General features: G+C 60.6%; 16 protein-coding genes. 13 read left to right on the top strand and 3 right to left on the bottom strand.

The genetic code is table 11. The features are described from left to right. The 6 genes from EN932_RS09370 to EN932_RS09395 form a co-directional block, all read left to right on the top strand. The coding region (locus tag EN932_RS09370; RefSeq protein ID WP_348630205.1) for a substrate-binding domain-containing protein at positions 1-428 on the top strand (428 nt) is incomplete at its 5' end. 116 nt (positions 429-544) lie between these two features. Continuing rightward, positions 545-3,088, top strand: a complete 2,544-nt coding sequence (locus tag EN932_RS09375; protein WP_127368992.1) for an ATP-binding cassette domain-containing protein — start codon at positions 545-547, stop codon at positions 3,086-3,088. Between the two features lie 11 nt (positions 3,089-3,099). Next, positions 3,100-4,122, top strand: coding sequence for a Gfo/Idh/MocA family oxidoreductase (locus EN932_RS09380; RefSeq protein WP_127384590.1), 1,023 nt, complete (start codon positions 3,100-3,102; stop codon positions 4,120-4,122). Positions 4,123-4,132: 10 nt separating this feature from the next. Next, positions 4,133-5,107: an ABC transporter permease gene (locus EN932_RS09385; protein WP_024503985.1), complete on the top strand. Its 975-nt coding sequence runs from the start codon at positions 4,133-4,135 to the stop codon at positions 5,105-5,107. Then, on the top strand, positions 5,104-5,910 hold the full coding sequence (locus EN932_RS09390) for a creatininase family protein (protein WP_013530431.1): 807 nt from the start codon (positions 5,104-5,106) through the stop codon (positions 5,908-5,910). The genes EN932_RS09385 and EN932_RS09390 overlap by 4 nt, the downstream gene beginning before the upstream one ends. Then, a complete protein-coding gene (locus EN932_RS09395; protein ID WP_063173762.1) occupies positions 5,910-7,436 on the top strand; it encodes an aldehyde dehydrogenase family protein in 1,527 nt (508 codons plus the stop codon). Before EN932_RS09390 ends, EN932_RS09395 begins: the two co-directional genes overlap by 1 nt. A gap of 65 nt (positions 7,437-7,501) precedes the next feature. Here the strand turns inward: EN932_RS09395 and EN932_RS09400 are convergent, their stop codons facing one another. Beyond that, entirely contained in the window at positions 7,502-9,064 is a 1,563-nt protein-coding gene (locus EN932_RS09400; protein WP_127384591.1) for a GMC family oxidoreductase N-terminal domain-containing protein, read from the bottom strand. 442 nt (positions 9,065-9,506) lie between these two features. Here EN932_RS09400 and EN932_RS09405 point away from each other — a divergent pair, with 442 nt between their 5' ends. Next, positions 9,507-10,025, top strand: a complete 519-nt coding sequence (locus EN932_RS09405; RefSeq protein ID WP_013530428.1) for a ferritin-like domain-containing protein — start codon at positions 9,507-9,509, stop codon at positions 10,023-10,025. A 145-nt stretch (positions 10,026-10,170) separates the two neighbouring features. On the opposite strand, the gene EN932_RS09410 is transcribed toward EN932_RS09405, so the two are convergent. Beyond that, on the bottom strand, positions 10,171-10,368 hold the full coding sequence (locus EN932_RS09410) for a hypothetical protein (protein WP_013530427.1): 198 nt from the start codon (positions 10,366-10,368) through the stop codon (positions 10,171-10,173). Positions 10,369-11,193: 825 nt separating this feature from the next. Here EN932_RS09410 and EN932_RS09415 point away from each other — a divergent pair. The 5 genes from EN932_RS09415 (at position 11,194) to EN932_RS09435 (ending at position 15,975) form a co-directional block, all read left to right on the top strand. Beyond that, positions 11,194-11,964, top strand: coding sequence for a hypothetical protein (locus tag EN932_RS09415; protein WP_127369013.1), 771 nt, complete (start codon positions 11,194-11,196; stop codon positions 11,962-11,964). Between the two features lie 38 nt (positions 11,965-12,002). Further along, positions 12,003-12,701: a TIGR00730 family Rossman fold protein gene (locus EN932_RS09420; protein WP_063172726.1), complete on the top strand. Its 699-nt coding sequence runs from the start codon at positions 12,003-12,005 to the stop codon at positions 12,699-12,701. A gap of 138 nt (positions 12,702-12,839) precedes the next feature. Beyond that, a complete protein-coding gene (locus tag EN932_RS09425; protein ID WP_245460968.1) occupies positions 12,840-13,715 on the top strand; it encodes a DMT family transporter in 876 nt (291 codons plus the stop codon). A gap of 136 nt (positions 13,716-13,851) precedes the next feature. Beyond that, on the top strand, positions 13,852-15,519 hold the full coding sequence (locus EN932_RS09430) for a peroxidase family protein (protein WP_127369012.1): 1,668 nt from the start codon (positions 13,852-13,854) through the stop codon (positions 15,517-15,519). A 54-nt stretch (positions 15,520-15,573) separates the two neighbouring features. Next, positions 15,574-15,975 carry a hypothetical protein gene (locus tag EN932_RS09435; protein ID WP_013530422.1) on the top strand — a complete coding sequence of 134 codons (402 nt, stop codon included), beginning with the start codon at positions 15,574-15,576 and terminating at the stop codon, positions 15,973-15,975. Between the two features lie 35 nt (positions 15,976-16,010). Here EN932_RS09435 and EN932_RS09440 read toward each other — a convergent pair whose 3' ends face one another. Continuing rightward, on the bottom strand, positions 16,011-17,921 hold the full coding sequence (locus tag EN932_RS09440) for a hypothetical protein (protein ID WP_127388233.1): 1,911 nt from the start codon (positions 17,919-17,921) through the stop codon (positions 16,011-16,013). Positions 17,922-18,086: 165 nt separating this feature from the next. On the opposite strand from EN932_RS09440, the gene EN932_RS09445 reads away from it, so the two are divergent. Next, positions 18,087-19,484 (top strand): YcaO-like family protein, encoded by a 1,398-nt coding sequence (locus EN932_RS09445; protein ID WP_127388232.1) that lies wholly within the window; start codon positions 18,087-18,089, stop codon positions 19,482-19,484. Positions 19,485-19,553: the final 69 nt, after the last annotated feature.

A 19,553-nucleotide genomic window follows, 5' to 3' on the forward strand; every position in this document is an offset into this window, starting at 1 on the left:
AGACATGGCTCACCACCTATCCGGACCTGAAGGCCATCGGCTGCATCTCCGACAGCCTTTGCCTGGCAGCCGATTCCGTTGCCAGTTCGATGGGAACCCAGCTGCTCTACGGCGGCTATGACGGCGACGCCGAGATGAAGCCGCTGATCGACGACGGCAAGATGGTGATGGACGTGCTGACCGGCGCCTATCGTGTCGGCTACTGGAACATCGCCGTTGCCGCTCGCCTGGCCAACGGCGAAAAGCTGCCGCAGGATCTCTACATGCCGACCTATTTCGTGACCTCGGATGCGACGGCGGCGAAGCTCAAGGCGGATGGCCTCACCTTCGAATACATCAACACCGACAAGGAGGCGGTGGAAGCCAAGAACTATACCGAGCAACTCGGTCCCAAGGTTCCGGCGACCGCCATGACCCTGGCAAAGTAACAGCCTAAAGCGGCTCAAGCGCCGGATGACATGTCATCCGGCGTCCCCTTTTCCTGACGATCGCCGTCGCCGCTTCCGTGGTGACCGCGCATGATGCTCGATAAGAGGACCGACCCATGTTCCAGTCCTGGACCTCTCCGTTACTACGGCGCAACGAACCGGTTCTCATCGCGGTGCTGCTGGTCGCCATCGCCGTCTTCGGCTGGATCGATCCGCGCTTTCTGTCGACCGGCAACCTTGTCAGCATCGCGCAGCAGAGTGCGGTCATCGCCCTCATCTCCTTTGCCATGACGGCCGTGATCATCGCGCGCGGCATCGATATTTCCGTCGGCAGCAACCTCGCCTGTTCCGGCATCGCCGCGGGTCTTGCCTATACGGCAACCGGCTCGGCGAGCCTGAGCCTTCTCGCCGCGATCGGTGGCGGTGCCGCGATAGGTCTGCTCAATGGAGCGCTGATCGGCTTTGCCGGCATCTCTCCCTTCATCGCAACGCTCGCCACCATGGCGTTCGCGCGCGGCCTGGCGCTCAGTCTCTCCGGCGCATCCAGCATCGCGGTCGCCGATCCGGTCCTGCTTTTCGCCGGACGCGAGACAATCGGCCTGCTGCCGGTCTCCGTCATCATCGCCGCCATCTGCCTGGGCCTCTGGTGGTTCGTGCTCAATCGAACGGTATACGGGCGTTGGATCTATGCGATCGGCGGCAATGCGGGGGCGGCGCGGGCCTCTCTGGTTCCCGTCGACCTCGTGCGCATCTCCGTCTACCTGATTGCCGGTGCGACAGCCGGGCTCGGCGCGATCCTCACCATCGGCCGCCTTGGTTCGGCACAGCCGCTTGCCGGCACCGGCCTTGAATTTACAGCCATCACAGCCGCGATCATCGGCGGCACGAAACTCTCCGGCGGCCAGGGCTCGATCTGGGGAACGGCGATCGGGGCGCTGCTGCTGGGCGTCATCAACACCGGCCTGTCCTTCCTGCAGGTGCCGCAGATCCTGATCTATTTCGTGACCGCGAGCCTCATTCTGGTGGCCGTTCTCACCAGCCAGCCGGAGAGTGTCGCCGCCTTGTTCAAGACCGGTGGCCGCAAGTCCACCCCGTCGCCCCGCAACACCGCCGCAACATCGGTCGGCAAACACAGCATCGCCTTGCGCGGGCTTGGCAAGTCTTTTCCGGGCGTCAAGGCACTCGACGGTGTCAGCTTTGCCGTCTCGGCTGGCGAGGTGGTGGGACTTGCCGGCGAGAACGGGGCCGGGAAATCGACACTGGTGAAGTGCATTTCTGGTCTGCATCGCCCGGACGAGGGTGAGATCGTCATCGACGGCAACGCCGTCCAGTTCCACTCCCCCAGCGATGCCAAGGGCATCAGCGTCATCCATCAGCATTTCAGCCTTTCGCCGGACCTGACGGTGGCGGAGAATCTCTTCATCGGCCGCGAACCGCACACCCGCCTGGGATTTCTCGACCGGGCCCGGATGCGGCGCGATGCGAAGGCCATCATGGACGAGCTGTCGCTCGATATCGACATTGCCGCGGAGCTGCGAACGCTTTCCGTCGGGCACCGGCAGATGGTGGAAATTGCCCGTGCCGTTCTGTCCGATGCCTGGTTCTTCATCATGGACGAGCCGACCAGCGCGCTCTCCAACCGCGAGCGCGACCAGCTCTACGACCTGATCGACAGGCTGAGAGCTCGCGGCGCCGGCATCCTCTACATCTCGCACAAGATGGAAGAGATCTTCAGCCAGTGCGACCGCGTCGTCGTTCTGCGTGACGGACGCTTCATCGGCGAGCGCCAGACCAGCCAGACCAGCGAGGCCGAGATCGTCGCCATGATGGTCGGGCGCGATGTCGGCGACATCTTCCCCTATCTCGAAGCGCAAGTCGGCGAAACCGCGGTCGAGATCAGCAACATTTCCGATGGCAAGCTCTTGAAGTCGGCCACGCTCAGCGTGTGCAGGGGCGAAATCGTCGCGCTCGCCGGCCTGATGGGCAGCGGCCGCTCCGAAGTGCTCAGGCTGATTGCCGGCCTCGATCCCATGCATGGCGGCACGCTCAGAATTTTCGGCGGGCAGCAGACCGGCGGCGACACCAAGGCCGCCAATCGCGCCGGCATCGTCTACATACCGGAAGATCGGCATCTGGAAGGCTTCGTCGGCACGATGTCGATCAGGGATAACCTGTCCCTCGCCTGGATTCGCGACAACAGTCACTTCGGCCTGCTCAGACCTCGCCGCATCCTGGCTCTCGCGCGCGATCTCATCGGCTCACTCGGCGTGCGGCCGGCCCAGCCCGACAAGATGACCATCGAACTTTCGGGCGGCAATCAGCAGAAGGTCGTCATCGGCAAATGGCTTGCCACCAAGCCGAAGATCATCCTGTTCGACGAGCCAACGCGCGGCGTCGACGTCGGCGCTAAGTCCGAACTCCATCACCTGATCGCAAGATTGAAGGCCGAAGGCGCGGCGATCCTCATGGTGTCGAGCGAGTTGCCCGAGGTTCTCGGCGTGGCCGACCGCATCGTCGTCATGCGCGAAGGCCACTCTGTCGGCACGCTGGCGCGTGGGGCGACGGAAGAAGACGTAATGACGCTGGCCTTTGGTGATCGCACGATCACACCACCAGCCTGCTCACCCCGGCCAGCATCCAACCTTGCACCATGCCTGTGAGGAGAAACCCTTTGAGCAAGTTGAAGATCGCCATCGTCGGTGCCGGCTACATGGGCCTCCTGCATGCGCAGGTGGTTGCCGCCAGCCCTGTCGCGGAACTGTCGGCATTCGTTGATCCGAACGCTGCCTCGGGAAGCAAGGCCGCGTCCGATTTCGGCGTCCGGCATTTCACCGATGCCGCCGCCGCGCTGACTGCCAATGCCGTCGACGCCTACATAGTGGCGGCACCCGATACGCTGCATGAAGACGTCTGCCGCACTCTGCTCGATGCCGGCAAGCCGGTGCTGCTCGAAAAACCGATGGCTCATGATCTTTCCGCTGCCAAGGCGATTGCGAAAGCGGCGGAGAGAAACGGCGCGCGTCTGTTGGTCGGCCACATCCTGCGGTTCGACCCGCGCTATTGCGAAGCCGCGGCAGCGGTGAAATCCGGGCGGATCGGCGAGCCGATCCACGGCAGCAGCGGCCGGTTCACCAATCGCGAAGTCGGTCTTCGCATGAACGGAAATTCGAGCGTCTGCTTCTACCTCGGCGTGCATGACGTGGATGCGCTGCAATGGATCTCGGGTTCGGACATCATCGCCGTCTACTCCCGTCCGGTCGCCAAGCTCATGCCTTCGCTCGGGGTTCGATCCGAAGATGCGATCTTCTCCACCGTCGAGCTGTCGAACGGAATGAGCGGACAGCTCTACTTCGGCTGGACGCTGCCACCGACCATTCCGACCGGCATCTGGGCACGCACGGAAATCATCGGCACCGAAGGCATGATCGATCTCGACGTGCGCGACCACGGTCTACGTATCCTATCGCATGGACAGTGGTCGCAGCCCGACGCCTTGCACTGGCCGACCGTCAATGGCCGCATCACGGGGGATCTCTTCGAGGAGGTCCACCATTTCATTTCCGCGGTTCGCGACGAAACCCCTTTCGTGATGCCGCTCGACGACGCCCTGCGCGCCGTCGCCGTCAATGATGCAATCCTGCGCAGCGTCAAATCAGGCCTGCGCGAACCGGTCGAAGATTGGCACATCCGATGAGAGAACCCTCATGACCCGCCAACAGAACATTTGGTGCAGGCGCTTTCTCGACCTCTCGCCGTTGATCCTGCTGGTCATCCTGCTGGCGATCTTCGCGCTCATCGACGCCCGCATCGTTTCAACCGCCAGCCTCATCAACATCGTCGCCCAGGCGACCCCGATCGCCATACTGGCGCTTGGCGCCCTGATCGTTCTGCTGACGGCAGGCATCGACCTGTCCGCCGGCGTCGGCGTCGCCTTCTGTGCCGTCTTCATCGCCAGCCTGATCGACGGCGGCGCCAGCCTGCCGCTTGCCTTGCTCGTCGGCTTTGCCGTGATGGTGGTGATCGGCCTCGCGAACGGCGCCGTTATCGCACTGTTGAAGATACCGCCCTTCGTGACGACATTGGCCACAATGGTCGCGCTGCAGGGCGCAACGCTTGCCGTTGCCTCCAAAGGCGTCCTGATGCTGAAGGATCCGACGCTTCGCGCGGTCGGCATCGAACGCAGCTTCGGCATTCCCAATGTCATTTTCGCAACGCTGCTGATCGTCGCCGTAGCAGCAATCCTGATGCGGCACAGCCGTTTCGGGCTGCGTACCTATGCGCTCGGGTCGGATGCCGGAGCCGCGGAACTTGCCGGCATCCCGGTGACGAAACACACGATCCTCGTCTATTGCGCCTCCAGTATCTTCGTCTTCCTGACAGCCGTGATCATGATCAGCCGGGTGCCGGTCGTGACGCCCAACATCGGCGGGACCTCGCTGCTTCTGGACGCGATCGCCGCGGCCGTACTTGGCGGCACCAGTATTTTCGGCGGCAGGGGAACGGTGTGGGGCGCGGTCGTCGGCGCGCTGATCGTCAGCCTGCTGACGACGGCGCTTCGGGTGTTCGGCACGGACCCGTCCAGCCTCGAACTCTACAAGGGAGCAATCATCATGGTCGCTCTCCTGGCCGATTCCGGCATGACCTACGCCAAGGCCCGGCTTGTCGAGGCAGCACGATGAACGAGCCAGCTCCGGCCTTGCCGATCCCGCCTGGATCCAGCTTTGCGCTGATGACCTCCCCGGATACGGAAAGACACGCGACAGCCGGCGTGCATAAACCCGTCGTCATTCTACCGCTCGGCGCTGTCGAGCAACATGGCCCGCATCTGCCGCTCGGCGTCGATTGCTGGCTTGCGGAAGCGGTTGCGCTCGCCGCGGCGGAAGGACAGGCCTCCATCCGTGTCGCCGAACCTTTCGCCTATGGCTCGTCCGAGCATCATCGCTCCTTCTCCGGCACCATGAGCCTCAGCCCGCAGATCTTCATCGCCGTTCTCGTCGATCTCTGCACCTGCCTTGCCGAAGACGGCTTCCTGCCGGTCATGCTGAACGGCCATGGCGGAAACCGCGCCGCCATCCAGGTGGCGATCACCACCCTTGGCAAGCGTGGCATCGTCACCGCGGGTTTCTCGTATTTCGATCTCATCGCCGACGTGGCGGCGCAGGCCCTGCCCGATGCCGCCACAGGCACCGGTCACGCTTGCGCGCTTGAAACGTCGTTGATGATGCATGTGCTTGGCGACAGCGTTCGCCGCGATCTCATCCCGCCAGGCGGCACTCCGCCATCCTGGCCGGATCCTCACCTTTACGCCGCGCCGGCCGTCACCGTCTGGCGCCGTTTCGAAGCCATCCGCGACAACGGCGTCATCGGCACGCCATCGCAGGCAAGCGCGGAGGCCGGCAGCAGACTTTTCATCGCAGCCGTGGAACGCAGCCGCGCCGCCATTTTGAACATCCAATCCGAATTCGGCCAAAGGAACGCATGATGACAGTCCATTTCAAATCTTCTCTCGAAGGCCCCAACCTGCGTGGCATGGCGATCGTCTCGGAGCCGGAAGCAGCCGCCCGCATCGGCATCAACCGCATCGGCGGCGAGTGGATTGCCGGCAGCTCGGGCAAATTCCTGAAAATCGATAGTCCTTCGACGGGCGAGCATCTCGGCTATCTCTCCCTTTCCACCCGCGCCGATGTCGGTCGCGCGGTGAAAGCCGCCGAAGGCGCACGCGAGACCATGCGCAAGATGGGAACCTTCGCACGCGCTCAATTGTGCATGCGCATCGCCGACGCGATCGACAGGCGCGCCGAAGAGCTTGCCCACCTGCTCTGCCTGGAACAGGGTAAGCCCTTCCACAGCGAGGCAAAGGCCGAAGCATCGGCGGCAGCTCTCGGTTTCCGCAATGCGGCAGAGCAGATGAAGTGGCTGGAGACGGCGGCGTTTCCCCTGGCCGATGCCAACAAGCGCGCCTTCAGCTTCCTGCAGCCGAAGGGCATCTTTGCCATCATCACGCCGTGGAATTTCCCGCTCGCCCTGCCCTGCCTCTACTATCTCGGACCGGCCGTCGCAACGGGCAACACCGTTGTCTGGGTGCCGGCGCCGACGACATCGCTGATTGCCACGGCACTTGTCGAATGCTTCATCGAGGCGGGCTTGCCGGACGGCGCCATCAATCTCGTTCTGGGAGATGGTGCGGAGGTGGGCGACGAGGCCGTCGTTCATCCGGGCACCCATGCCATCGGCTTCACCGGCAGTTCCGCCACCGGCGCGTTGATCGCCCGGCGTGGCGCGGGCAAGCCGCTTCTGCTCGAAATGGGCGGCAACGGTCCGACCATCGTGCTAGCCGATGCCGATATCGACATGGCCGCCGCCCAGGTGGGGGCCGGCTGCTTTGCCAATGCCGGGCAGATCTGCACGGCCACCGAACGTGTGCTGGTGCATAAATCCATCCATGACCAGTTTATCGAAGGTCTGGTGAAAGCGGCCGCGAAGGTGAAAATGGGCGACCCTTTCGATCCCGCGACGACGATGGGGCCGATCAACAATGCGGTCGCCGTCGACAAGGTGCTCAGCCACATTGCGGACGCCCGCGCTCGTGGCGCCGAGATCGTCACCGGCGGCAATGTGGCGTCGGGTTTTGCTACCAATCTCTATTTCGAGCCGTCGATCGTCACAGGACTGACCCGGGAAAGCCTGCTCAACGTCGAGGAATCCTTCGGGCCGGTTGCACCCGTCCTGACCTTCGAGACCGACGAGGAGGCGATGGAACTTGCGGCGTCCAGCCCCTACGGCCTGTCGGCCGCGGTCTTCACCAGCACCATCAAGAACGCCTTTGCCTTTGCTGAAAGCCTGAGGGTCGGTATCGTCAACATCAACGAGATGAGCTGCTATTGGGAGCCGCATATTCCTGCCGGCGGCGCCGCCGGGACGCAGAGCGGCCTCGGCCGCACCGGGGGTCGGCACACGCTGATGGAAATGTGCGACCTGAAGACGATTACCGTGGACGTCACTCGCTGACATTCAAGGCCCGCGCCTTTTGCGCGGGCCTCCCGTGCGACCGTATGCCGTTCGGCAGCGAGCTGTCAGATGGACCGGCGCAGGCTGTCGGCCATTTTCTCGCCAATCATGATCGAGGTCAGGTTGGTGTTTGCCTGGCAATCGAGCGGCATGATCGACGCATCGATAACCCGCAGCCCTTCAAAACCGTAGACCCGGCATTCCGGATCGACCACGGCCTCACCGGGCCTACCCATGCAACAGCCGCCGATCCCATGCTGCGCATCGGAAGACTGCGCCAGCAGGAAATTGTCGACCTCCTCGTCGCTTGCCGTTTCGAGCCATGACAAAGGCAGATCGGAATCCCCCAGCAGGACGCGCTCGGCGATCGCCTGGATCGGCGCCTGCCGGGCAATCTCGCCAAGGTGGCGATAGGCGATACGCATGCGCTGAAGATCCATTGGATCGTCCAGCATGTTCTCTTCCACGATCGGCTGGTCGAAGGGATTGGCGGAACGCAACTGCACGGTGCCCCGGCTCTTGGCCTCCATCAGGATCAGATTGACCATGGCCTCGCCGAACTGGGCGCTGTCGGACTCCACGCCGATACCGCCATGGTTCATGGCGACGTAGAGGATGTCGTCGCGCTCGGCACCCGGCACACCGGAACTCATCCGCACACAGCAGTTGGTATGCCGCGCGTCGACATCGGTCGCCTTGAATTCCGGCTTCAGCTTCAGTTCGATGCGGCAATAAGGATGGTCGAAGAAACCTTCGCCGACCGGCAGATCGGCAAGCACCTCGATGTCCTTTCGATTCAAGAGAGCCGCCGGACCGATGCCCGAGCGCTGCAGGATGACTGGAGAGTGGATGGCGCCGGCCGAGACGATGACCAGCGGCGCCTCGAATTTGCGAACCTGACCGGCCACGATGGCCAAAACGCCGATCGCTTTCTTGCCATCGAAAAGCACCTTGTCCACCGTCGCCTGCCCGATGATGGTGAGGTTCGGCCGGTCGCGGGCAGCTTCCAGATAGCCGTCATTGACCGACACGCGCTTGCCGGCTCGACTGTTGATGGGATAGGTGCAAGCCCCTTCGGCATCCGGAGCATTGAGATCGTCATGCCAGGGATGGCCGAGGGCCATCGCGCTTTGGCGCATGGCCTTGTCGACGCTTCCCCAGCTTTCGACAGGCGCGCGGTAGATCGGAATCGGGCCATCGCTGCCGTGAAAATTAGCCGCGATCGGGTCATCCTCCAGCCGGCAGAAGAAGGGCAGCACGTCGGCTCCCGACCAGCCCTTGCATCCGATTTCCTCCCAGCGGTCGAAGGCATGGAGCACGCCGCGAATGGCAATCTGCCCATTGACGGCCGTCGAACCGCCAAGCCCCTTGCCGCGCCAGTAGACCCGGTGTTCCTGCCGCTTGGTGCGGCGAGCCATCAGGTCGGGGTACATATACTGTTGCTGAAAATGATCGGGAAGCAGCAGGTTGAAGGGATTTGGACTCGCCATCTCGGCAGGTTGCTCGCCGCTCCGGAAGTCCGGCCCCGCTTCCAGCAAAAGCACGTTCGTGCCCGCATCTTCGGTGAGCCGGGCGGCAAGGACAGCCCCGGCTGCGCCGGCTCCGACAACGATGACATCAAAGGGCATGCCGCACTCCCTACATCCGACCAATGCACGGCTCACTCGACCGCGACATCATCTTTGATTTCATTGTGCACGATCATCTGCTGGCATTCAGGCTCGGCGACGGACGCCGGAACCGACCACCTTAGCCGCCGTTGCACGACAGCAAGATCATCATGATTTGTTTTATATGTAAATATGATTTCGTATATGAACCCCTCGGAAGTATCTCTTTTCACCATCTACTCCATACGGCGCGACGAACCCCGGTGCTTTCCGTCCCCCCTGCCGGCGGTTCTCACACCGTCATCGTCCATCGCCTTTTGATGTCGATCGGCCCTCGATAAAAGCGGTGTTCGACGCGCTGCCCTTCCACGTCGCCCCCAGGGAACAACTGCTTCCATGGAAAGTTAGTCCATGGCTACACCGCCGGTGAGCTTTCACGACGATCCAAGGGAGACAAATCATGGCGACTGCAAAAAGAGCGACGACCAAGGGACTGGAGGCTTTGTTCCTCGATGGGCTGAAGGACATCTACTACGCTGAAAAGAAGATACTCAAGGCCTTGCCGAAGATGGCAAAGGGCGCCGAATCCGAGGAGGTGGCTGCGGCCTTCGAGAAACATCGCATGGAAACCGAAGGCCAGGTTGATCGGCTCGAGCAAGTGTTCGAACTTATGGACAAACCGGCTCGCGGCAAAACCTGTCCGGCGATCGACGGCATTCTTGAGGAAGGGTCGGAAATTCTCGACGAATACAAGGGCGACCCAGCCCTGGATGCTGGGCTGGTCGGCGCGGCACAGGCCGTCGAACATTATGAAATCGCGCGCTACGGCACGTTGGTCGCGTGGGCTGAACAGCTTGGCAAGAGCGACGTCGTCAAGCTCCTCAACGAGACATTGAAAGAGGAGGTCGCGACGGACGAAGCGCTTTCCGGGCTGGGCGAAGGCGGTGTCAATGAGCGCGCCCTGGAGCAAGCTGCCTGACTGGGCGTCCTGACTGAAGTCGCCCCGGCAAAGTCGCCGGGGCGACTTTCGCGACTCCAACCGCAGCGTCGTCGATAGCACCTCTTTCAGATGCAATCAGACCCACCCCGATACTTCGGGGTGGGTCTGCTGAAATCACCCGCGATCAGCGGTTTTTGTGACTTTGTTCGCCAGCTTTCACGTGCTGTTCGTGGGTTCCACCACGCATGCCGGATCCATCGCCCTGCTGCCGTTGACCACCACCAGCGGCCTGCTGTTGCTGACGGTTTTTATTGTCGGCATTCTTGTGGCTCTGCTGGCCTGCCTTCACATGCTGTTCGTGGCTACCACCTTGATTGGGCATTCTTCTTCTCCTTCACAATGCACGAGGCGACAACCGCCTCGATTGCCTAAGAAGAGTCAGGCGCGAACGTTCCCTTACGTAACATTTTGTGAAGACCCTCAGACAAGCCGGGCGTTCGAAGGAGCTTGAGATGGATGCCGACCCGGAGAGCGTTGCGCCAACCTCGGGAGTAAGGTGCGTTGCACTGTCCCGCTGAATTGAAATGGGTGGTCTCGAAAGCTTGCTGGATAGCGAGATGCGCACCTTGCCACGCCGTTTATGCATTTGCGCGGAACGGTGGTGCTGTTCGCGTAGGCCGCATTGGGAGTCATCAGAGGTGCCATGAGAACCGCGATTGTCGAGATGGCGGTGAATGTTTTCGTCAAGCTGCGTAGCATGATCGAATTCCATCCTTGGATTCAGTTGAGGTTCAGGTTCGACCGCTCAGCCTTTTGCGGATGTCAGTCTGGCGTTGCGGCTGTGATGTTGGGCAACTCAGCGTAATTCAGCGTGAAATAACGATCATCGTTCCCCGGTGTCTTCGCATGATCGTCGAGAGATGATTTCCGGTCTTCGCGGTCCGTGCATCCGGATGGCTGTCAATGGAGGCTCGGCAGGCGACCCGCTTAGACAATGTCGTCGGCCAGGGCTGCAAGGCCCCGCCGACACAGAAGCTCGCCGCGGGATAAGGCTGGCCGAGGCAATTGAGAGAAGTAGATCAACCGTCACCTTGCAGGGACCGCCAATGCGATCTGCCTGTTAGCCTGGACGGACCCATTCCAGCGCAATTCACGTTGAGATCACGCGGAGCACTGCAAAGCATGCGTCATAAGGGAGGAACCCGACATGACGCTCAACATCAATAAGCCGCTGCGTGTAGCCCCAGTCGAGATTTCAGCTCGCGAAACAGCCTCATCCTTCACGGTCCGGTCTCCGCGCCTCCTTGCTTGGCGCAGCGCGTTAACGGCACGGATGTCTGGCCCTGGGGGAGCCTACAATGTCGGCAACCTCATTGGTCTTTGTCAGGGGATTACGGCGCAGATTCTCGTATCCGGCGATCTGAACCAACTCCTCTGGACAGGCGCGCCGGCCGCCATCAGCCATTATTTGACCGGCAATTTCGCTGCGATCGCAATGACCTCGGCGACGGCGATCTTCTTCGCCAGCGGCGAGATCTACCATCGCGCCTGGAACGGGCGTCTCAAGCCTAGGGAAAATCTCAACCGCCTGGGTGATTTCCTGTCCGGCGTTGGTGCCGTTTGCCTTGGCCTGGCCCTGTTTGAACTTGGCCATCCGTTGCTGGCGTTGACATCGGGCCTGCTTCATTCCGTTGGAAAATTCGGCAGTGCTTGCCACCGACCCGGTGTCCGGATCCTCAACTTGTCGGAATACGGCCCCGACCCGTTTCGCGTCATGGTCCTTCTCAGCCGGCTGCCGGCCCTCATCGCCGCCGGGACAGAACTCTGTGCATCGCTGTTCAAATTCGAAGTCGAACAGCCACAGCATTGGTCTACGCCCGCCAGCCTTCTCGTTTGTTACCTGCTCTGGTCCTGGGCTGACCTGCTTCTGTTCCGATCGAGCCAACCTCGCGCAGCCCGCGATCATTCCGCCGGCTGATCAAGCTTCGCTATTCCAACCTCATTTGGAGAGACACCATGTTTGGATCATCATCCGACAATTCCGCAGAACAGATCGGCCGCTCCTATCCCTTGCAGCGACGCATCGGCACGATCTGCGTTTTCGGCGGCGCCATGCTTGGCAACGATCCCGACCACGCCCGTTGCGCCACCATCCTTGGCGAGACGATAGCCGCAGCAGGTATTCGCCTGGTCTATGGCGGTGGCTGTGATGGCCTGATGGGCCAGGTGGCTATTGCCGCAGCAGAAGGGGGTGGAACCGTGATCGCGATCACCCCGCAGTTCCTGATCGAGCGGATGAGAATGCTATTATCGGGATGCCAGACGATTTCAGTTCCCGACATGAGTATCCGCAAACAGCTCATGTTTGACTACGCGGATGCATTTGTAGCCTTGCCTGGCGGCATCGGAACCGTTGAGGAACTGACCGAGGTCATGACGCTTCGCAAGCTGGAAAGGCACTGCAAGCCGCTGGTCCTGGCGAATTTCAAAGGCTTCTGGTCACCACTTCTCGGCGTCTTCGAGAGCATGTCTGAGGCTGGCTTCATGAACTCGTCAACCCGATGCACGCAAATGGTTTCGGCAACCCCGGAGGCCATCCTTCCGCTTCTTCAGCGCAGCGTCAGTTTCGAGCAGAACGAACCGCCAAAGCCCGTCCTGCTGCCCACCATCCCCGTCTTGCGCAGATCACATATATCGAGTGCTGGCCCCGGATAGATCGCGAACCAAAAGACGCGTTCTTCCGCGCAACACCAGCCACCTCGACAATGACGGGGTCCGTCGGCCCCGATCATCGCTTTCAAACCCGATCACAAACCGTTGGAGCCATTGCCCGCTGTGGTGATGCGATCAATCATGTCCAGATTCAAGGCAAATTCCTTGCTAATGCTTGCTGCGCTCATTTGGGGAGTGGGCAATGTGTCCCACAAGACCATACTGGCCCACCTCGATCCCATGGCGGTTGTTTTCCTGACCAGCGTGATCGCCGGACTGGTGACGTTGCCATTCGCGGTGCGGGAGCGCGACCCCGAAACCAACACCGGCTGGTTTCCAAGTGTGGCGAGAGTGGTTCTACTTTTTGCCCTCGGCTGTGTGGTCCAGCAATTGTCCTATGTCAGCACGACGGTGACGAACTCGAGCCTCCTTATCAGCGCTTCCACTGTTATCACGCCGATCGCCGCGTGGCTGATCATGAGGGAGCGTCCAAGTGCACTGATCCTATTCGTCGCAATTCTGACGGTCGTGGGATCGGCTCTCCTGGCGGGCGGCTTCAATGGTTCGGCAACCGCCGGCGACGCTTTCGCCGTCCTGACTGCAATCTGTTTTGCAGTGTGGACGGTCGAACTCGGGCGGCATGTGCAGGCACATGGCCATCCCTTCGCGACGGCGGCCGCACAGTTCATCGGGACGGCCGTTGCCACGCTACCTTTCGCCCTGCAGGGCACAATGACATTTCAGGCAATTATGGCAGCATGGCCAGAACTCATCATGCTTGGTGTGTTCTCGACCGCTGTCGGCTTTTGCCTGCAGACTTCTGCACAGCGCTACACCACTTCGTCCCATGCGGCGGTGATTTGCAGCGGAGAGGGTGTGTTCGCCGCCATTTCCGCTGCCGCTCTGCTTGGTGAACGGCTTTCGCCCGACGGGCTTCTGGGTGCGTGCGTCATTCTGTCCTGTGTGCTGTTCACCGCCGTCTCGGCGGGCCCGAAGCTCGATCCGTCAGTGTCATGATCGCCTCGGCAATGTCGTTCTGCTCTGGGGCCGCGCCATTCAAACCACCGACGGGCAAGTCTGTTTCTACTCTCGGATTCATGCCAAGCTACTCGCCTGGCCGCATTCATCCTTCTGGAAAACGAGGTCTACTTCGATGCTCCACGGCGAAACGTCCTCCTTCGAAGCCGCTAACGTGCCGAACCGGTCAAACCAGCATTCAGACGACGGCCTCAACGACAAGCCGACCTTGCGAGGCATCAGGCTCTTCCCGTCCCTGGCAGACATGCCGATCGCCTTGTTTGACGCAACCGAAGACGAGAGCGCCATCGACCGCACCAAGGCAGGCTTGCTGGACATCACGGCGGAAATGGTCGGCCCGACCGATGGACTTGAAGGCAGCGATCTCAGCCCTACGCCAGCCGGTTTTACCTATTTCGGCCAATTCGTGTTCCATGACATCGTCTTCAGCCAAATATTCGGATTGCCCAAGCCGACAGGCAAAACCCATCATTTGAAGAACGCGTCCTCGCAAAGCCTTGACCTTTCGGGGCTCTATGGGCGGGGGCCAATCGTCGACGCCCATCTCTACGATGTTGCGGATGGGGCGGACCTGTCGGCCTGCCGCTTTCCGATCGGCTTGCCTTGCATGAAAGACAGTATGCTTCCAGTCGACGGTAAGACCATGCAGGGCCGTGATTTGCCGCGCATCGACTTCTCGGGCAAGTTTATCAGTGTCGAGGGTCGACGATCGCCTTATCGGCCCTTGGTGGCGGATCCGCGAAACGACGACAATCTTGTCCTGTCGCAACTGCTCTGCACACTCATGGGCATCCACAACAGGATCGTGGATCTACTGCTTGGCATCGGCACCGACCCAGCAGAAGCTTACAAGCGTGCCAGGATCTATCTGACCTCGGTTTACCGCACTGTGATCATCAACGACTATCTGAGAAAAGTTCTGGCTCCGGAAATATGGGACCATTTTTTCGCCAGTGACGATTTTCTTGGCGCCGGAGTCTCGGCACTTGAGACTTTCAATGCGCTGCCTTTGGAATTCACCTTCGGTGCGTCGCGCTTTGCCCACGCCATGGTCCGGCAGTTCTATGTCGTGAACGACAGGTCGGTCGAAGAACCAGCCAATCTGCGCAAAATGCTGTCCTTTTCCAGCCTGCGCCCGGGTGGGGAGATTCCAATACCCGAGAACTGGATTGTCGACTGGAACCGGTTTGCCTCAGCCGACACCCCGTCGAAAGCTCAAAGTGCCCGGCGCATAGGACCATTCCTGTCGAAAGAACTGACGATTGCCGGCCTGAGTGCGGAATTGAACGGCACAGTCCGGCCGGTTGCCTTCATGGATTGCTGGCGCTGTTACGACCTTGGTTTGCCATCCGGGCAGGACGTGGCCGGTGCGGTGAAGACCGCCCTGGGCGACAACAATATCGATGTGCCGGTCCTGACGGGCAATGACATGCTTCCCACGGCCGCCTGCGCCAAACGTTACGTCTACAACGCCGGCCGACTTCGGGCCGCTTTGCAACGGTACCCGGAGTTCCTGAGGCAAACACCTCTCTCCTACTATATCATCCAGGAGGCGTCCGTTCTTGGTAATGACGGCAGCCATCTTGGCCCAGTTGGCTCCTATGTGGTGGCCGCCACGATCGCATCCGCACTGTTCAAGGCTGCCGATACGGATATCACCTCTCGCAGGCTCATTCCGGACGTAGAGCCAAAAACGCTGGCAGGACTGCTCGATCTCAATGATACTGCGAAGGTATCGGATGAAGTGCTTGGCGGCCTGCTCGGCAGTCAGGGTTTTCAATAGCGCTGATAACGGCAGCGCTACAGTGCTCAATCTGGTTTAGCGGGGGAAGTGGACATGGTGAAGTTCAAAGATGTGCAGTTCGAGGCGCTTGGCGAATTCATCCGAGACCTGATCAAGGATCCGGCCAAGCAAGCGATCTTCAGAAGTGGAGATCAGGAGGCGATGAAGGACCTGCTGCGTGGGTTCATGACGCCCAGGGACAAAACCTGGGAGGAGATCACCATCCAACCATACTTCGACCAAGACCTGATCGTGAACATCGCCTTTCCCTTCACCGGCGACGTCGAGCAAACGATCGCCACCATTGCGCCGGCGGATGGACCCGGTGAGGACTATACATTTCCCGATCACTACAATCTCGACCCGAACGCCGGCCCGCCCGATCAAATAAAGAAAAACCGTTTGAGCGCATATCATAAGCGCCTCGGCGACTACGTGATGTCACGCTGCAAGTGAAACCCGGCGCAATTGCGAGCAACGGTTCGGCCGTGTCAGCCCGACTGGGCTGCCAATTCGATGCCACGGGCCAGCTTCTCCTGATCGACTGGTAACCGGATCGGAAAAGCGGTCTTGAACCACTCCACGGCGACAGCGCGGTCAAGCCTACCCGGCCCTTGCCACGCCGCCGTTAGGTTGCGTAGAAAACGTCTGAACTCATCCCCGGCCTCGCGGTTGCGTTTCAGCAACGCAAGTGCCGCCGCCGACCAGCCGTGGATGTCGGCGAACAGTTGATCGCTCTTGACCGCAGCGGCCACGCACCCCTCCAGATCATTGGCGAGAAAGGCAATGGTCGCCTGGTAGCCATGATAGTGAGCGTCGGGCATGGGATTGAGGTCGAAACTGCGCTTCGAAAGCTCCGATGCCCGTTGATGATCACCCATGAAGGAGCTGGCCAGCGCGTAGGCAATCAACGTCGCGGGGTTCCCGGCATTTTGCTCATGTGCAAGGCTGAAGTGAAAATCGGCCAGCTCCCAGCGTCGCGCCAGAAGGTGGCTCCAGGCCAGATTTACCTGGTTGCGGTGGTCGAATGGGTCGAGCAGGACCGAACGCTTGGCCAGTTCGAATGCGCGCTTTAGATCCTGCTCGATCGACGATGCACCCGGAACGACGATCCAACGCGAGTTGAGCACCGCAGCGAGGCTGGAATAGGCGCAGGACAGATCGGGATCAAGCCGGATGGCTTCCTCGTAGCGGGCGATGGCAGCTTCTTCGGTGTCCTTTCGCCACATGATCGAAAGCCGCTGTCCGTCCAGCCAGCAATCATAGGCCGAGAAATGGTTCGGGGAAGCTTGCGATATGCGATGCAGCCTGGCACTGGACAAGGCAATCTGCAGGCGCGCGGAAAAGCGTGCGCAAACTTCATTGAAGGCCGAGCGCCAGGAAGACGGATCCGACGGAACGGTGAGAACGAAGGCTTCTCCTTCTTGCAGGAAGTCATAGCAGGTAATTTGGAACACTGCTGGTCCATCCGTGTCGATCAGACGGATGAGGACGCCGATATCCACGTGTTCGCCTGCCGCCTGATGCATCTGATCCAGTGAGAATTCACCGGCTTGCAACTCCGTTGACACGGCTGTCCAATGCCTAAATCGGGAAATCGAAGCCAGAAGCTCTGTCGCCAAGGCAAATTGCAGGTGCTCGTTCTCTGCTTCGCGCCTGGCAATGATGATGGCGATTGTCGGCTTCCCTGGGATGCGGCTGTCGTGATCGCCTTGCGCAAGGTCGGGGTCAGCCGCCCGCTTTTCACCGTCGTTGCCCGGCTTGAGCGCCTCTAGAAGGTGGAGGATTTCTGCCGGTGGTCGCAGATCCATGTCCGCTTTGAGTTCGGCCGCGTAGCGGTCGAAGAACGCTAGGGCGCGGGCATAACCGCTTTCCTCACAGACCCTCCGAATGGTCTCCACCACGGCATCGTCGAAAAACGGATCAAGTTGCAGGATGCACGCAGCGATGGATTTGCGCTGTCTCGGGTCTGTCTCGGCCGCCAGCCAGGCTGCGAGCCGTGTCACCAGCCTGTCGGTTATCATCGTCGACTGCATTCTCAGCCAGTTGTCGAAGACAGGATCGCAATCGTCCAACCCGGCGCAAAGTCCATCCCTGGCTTTGGCCAGCAGGAGCAGCGCACCGTCATAATTGCGGTCGTCGAGCGCACGTTCAAGCTCATCGATGTCGGAACGGATTGCAGTCGGATCGATTCCCAGGACGAGCTTGTCGACCGCGAGGTAATTAAGCCTGGTCTCGCTTGCCAGGCGTCGGAGATCCTTTATACACTGGCGCAGTGATCCGCGCGCATGCTCCTCGTCCTGCTCGCTCCAAAGCAATGCCGCCAGTCGCCCGCGCGTCTCGCGTGACCTGCCGCTCAGTAACAGATAGGCGAGAATCGCGCAGGCCTTCCGCTTGCCCAACGAGAACGTCTCCGAGCCCTTGCGAAGCTCGAAACCGCCGATTAGCCTAATCGCCAGACCGTCTGTGGAAATTGTCAACTCCGCCGGCTATCGTCTCGGTCGCCAACGGGCGCCCACCGCTTACCCTACGTAAACAGCAGAAGCCAAGATATTGAAAGAGCCAACATGCTGTTGCGCGGGTCGCATTGGATAACGCTTGCTCTGCTGATGCATCACGACCGGCCGATGACGGTGAACCAAGACGACCCGACCTGGGACCGCCAGTCGAGTGAAGATGATTTGGATGTTTTGGAGAATCTGGCTGCGACCCTTGTCGCTGCGCCCGAGAATGGGCTGCCCCTTTTGCACTTCGCGACACGCTACGACATTGGCGTTGAAGTGTTCGATGTTCCGGGTGGATTCCTGGCTATGTCCAACATTGCTCCATTCGAAGGGAATGAGAAACGATTCACAGCAAGTGGCAAAGGCTTTGATGCCGGCACGGCCGTGCTGTCTTGCCTCGGAGAGGCCGCGGAGATTTCCAGCTGGGCCTGCAGAGCCGAAGACATCACGGCGTCAGCACGCATCGGCTCTCCAGGCGATGGAATGAGGATCGATGCGATTCAGGTGTTGGGCTTTTCGCTGGAACAGATCCGACATCGCGATCGGCTCAACAGAGTGTGGCGTGGCTGGGACAGTATCCCTTCAACGGATCATCTGAACAATCCCCAGCTATGGGCGTCCGTTCGCAGCTTCCATGACGATAGGGTCGCGCTTTGTCCGGCGTTTCTCTGCTATGGCCGCTTTGGTGACGTCGCATATGGCGATTGCAGCTTGAACGTCGACACCAATGGTTGCGCCGCTGGCACAACGCGGGCCGATGCAAGAACCCGCGCCTTGCTTGAACTCGTCGAACGAGACGCCACAGGGATATGGTGGCACCGAGGCTCCCTGAGAAAGCGGCTGGATATCGCGCGGCTTGATGACCAAGGCTTGGCGTCTCACATCCAGCAGCATCGCCAAGAAACGGGACGCAGGCTCTGGCTTCTCGATATCTCGTCCTTCCGCACGGCCATCGTGACGGCGGCGATCAGCTGCGAAGACAGTGGCGAGCATATGGCGGTGGGTTTCGGGTGCAGCTTCGATATGGTTGCTGCCGCCCGGTCCGCGTTTTTGGAATTGATACAATCCGAAGCTGCGATGCAGGCCCATGCCGAAAGGGCAGAACGGCCCCGTAATAAAACGATGAGCGATGACGATCGTCGGATGACCCGCTGGAAGCGTTTCGCTGACGTGCGCAACTTTCGTTTCGCCATCGGCAAGCCTGCCGACGGCCTGGAAAGCGCTGGCGAAAGCAACGTCACCGACCTGCTGAATGAAATCGGCGAAGTTTGTGGTTCGCAGGTCTGGTTCGCCGATCTTTCGCGATCCGAGATTGGTATCCCCGTTGCAAAGGCGATCTGCGAGGGATTATCCCATTTCAAAGCGCGCTGGGGCTGCCACCGAAACGCCGCACCTTCCATCGCAAGTGATTCGAGCAAAACAGCAGGCCGCCTCTCGCAGGCCAGAAAACTTTTGATCTAATTGTTACAGGCAATGACGACACGGTCACGTTGGAGACCCGCCGCCGGTTACAGGACGCTGATGAGGAAG

The sequence above is a fragment of the Mesorhizobium sp. M7A.F.Ca.US.002.01.1.1 genome (assembly GCF_004022955.1).
GTDB classification, from domain to species: domain Bacteria; phylum Pseudomonadota; class Alphaproteobacteria; order Rhizobiales; family Rhizobiaceae; genus Mesorhizobium; species Mesorhizobium ciceri.

Coding starts and splice junctions, on each gene's coding strand:
- EN932_RS09375 (WP_127368992.1), top strand. CDS start 545: ATGTTCCAGTCCTGGACCTCTCCGTTACTACGGCGCAACGAACCGGTT.
- EN932_RS09385 (WP_024503985.1), top strand. CDS start 4,133: ATGACCCGCCAACAGAACATTTGGTGCAGGCGCTTTCTCGACCTCTCG.
- EN932_RS09390 (WP_013530431.1), top strand. CDS start 5,104: ATGAACGAGCCAGCTCCGGCCTTGCCGATCCCGCCTGGATCCAGCTTT.
- EN932_RS09395 (WP_063173762.1), top strand. CDS start 5,910: ATGACAGTCCATTTCAAATCTTCTCTCGAAGGCCCCAACCTGCGTGGC.
- EN932_RS09400 (WP_127384591.1), bottom strand. CDS start 9,064: ATGCCCTTTGATGTCATCGTTGTCGGAGCCGGCGCAGCCGGGGCTGTC.
- EN932_RS09405 (WP_013530428.1), top strand. CDS start 9,507: ATGGCGACTGCAAAAAGAGCGACGACCAAGGGACTGGAGGCTTTGTTC.
- EN932_RS09410 (WP_013530427.1), bottom strand. CDS start 10,368: ATGCCCAATCAAGGTGGTAGCCACGAACAGCATGTGAAGGCAGGCCAG.
- EN932_RS09415 (WP_127369013.1), top strand. CDS start 11,194: ATGACGCTCAACATCAATAAGCCGCTGCGTGTAGCCCCAGTCGAGATT.
- EN932_RS09420 (WP_063172726.1), top strand. CDS start 12,003: ATGTTTGGATCATCATCCGACAATTCCGCAGAACAGATCGGCCGCTCC.
- EN932_RS09425 (WP_245460968.1), top strand. CDS start 12,840: ATGTCCAGATTCAAGGCAAATTCCTTGCTAATGCTTGCTGCGCTCATT.
- EN932_RS09430 (WP_127369012.1), top strand. CDS start 13,852: ATGCTCCACGGCGAAACGTCCTCCTTCGAAGCCGCTAACGTGCCGAAC.
- EN932_RS09435 (WP_013530422.1), top strand. CDS start 15,574: ATGGTGAAGTTCAAAGATGTGCAGTTCGAGGCGCTTGGCGAATTCATC.
- EN932_RS09445 (WP_127388232.1), top strand. CDS start 18,087: ATGCTGTTGCGCGGGTCGCATTGGATAACGCTTGCTCTGCTGATGCAT.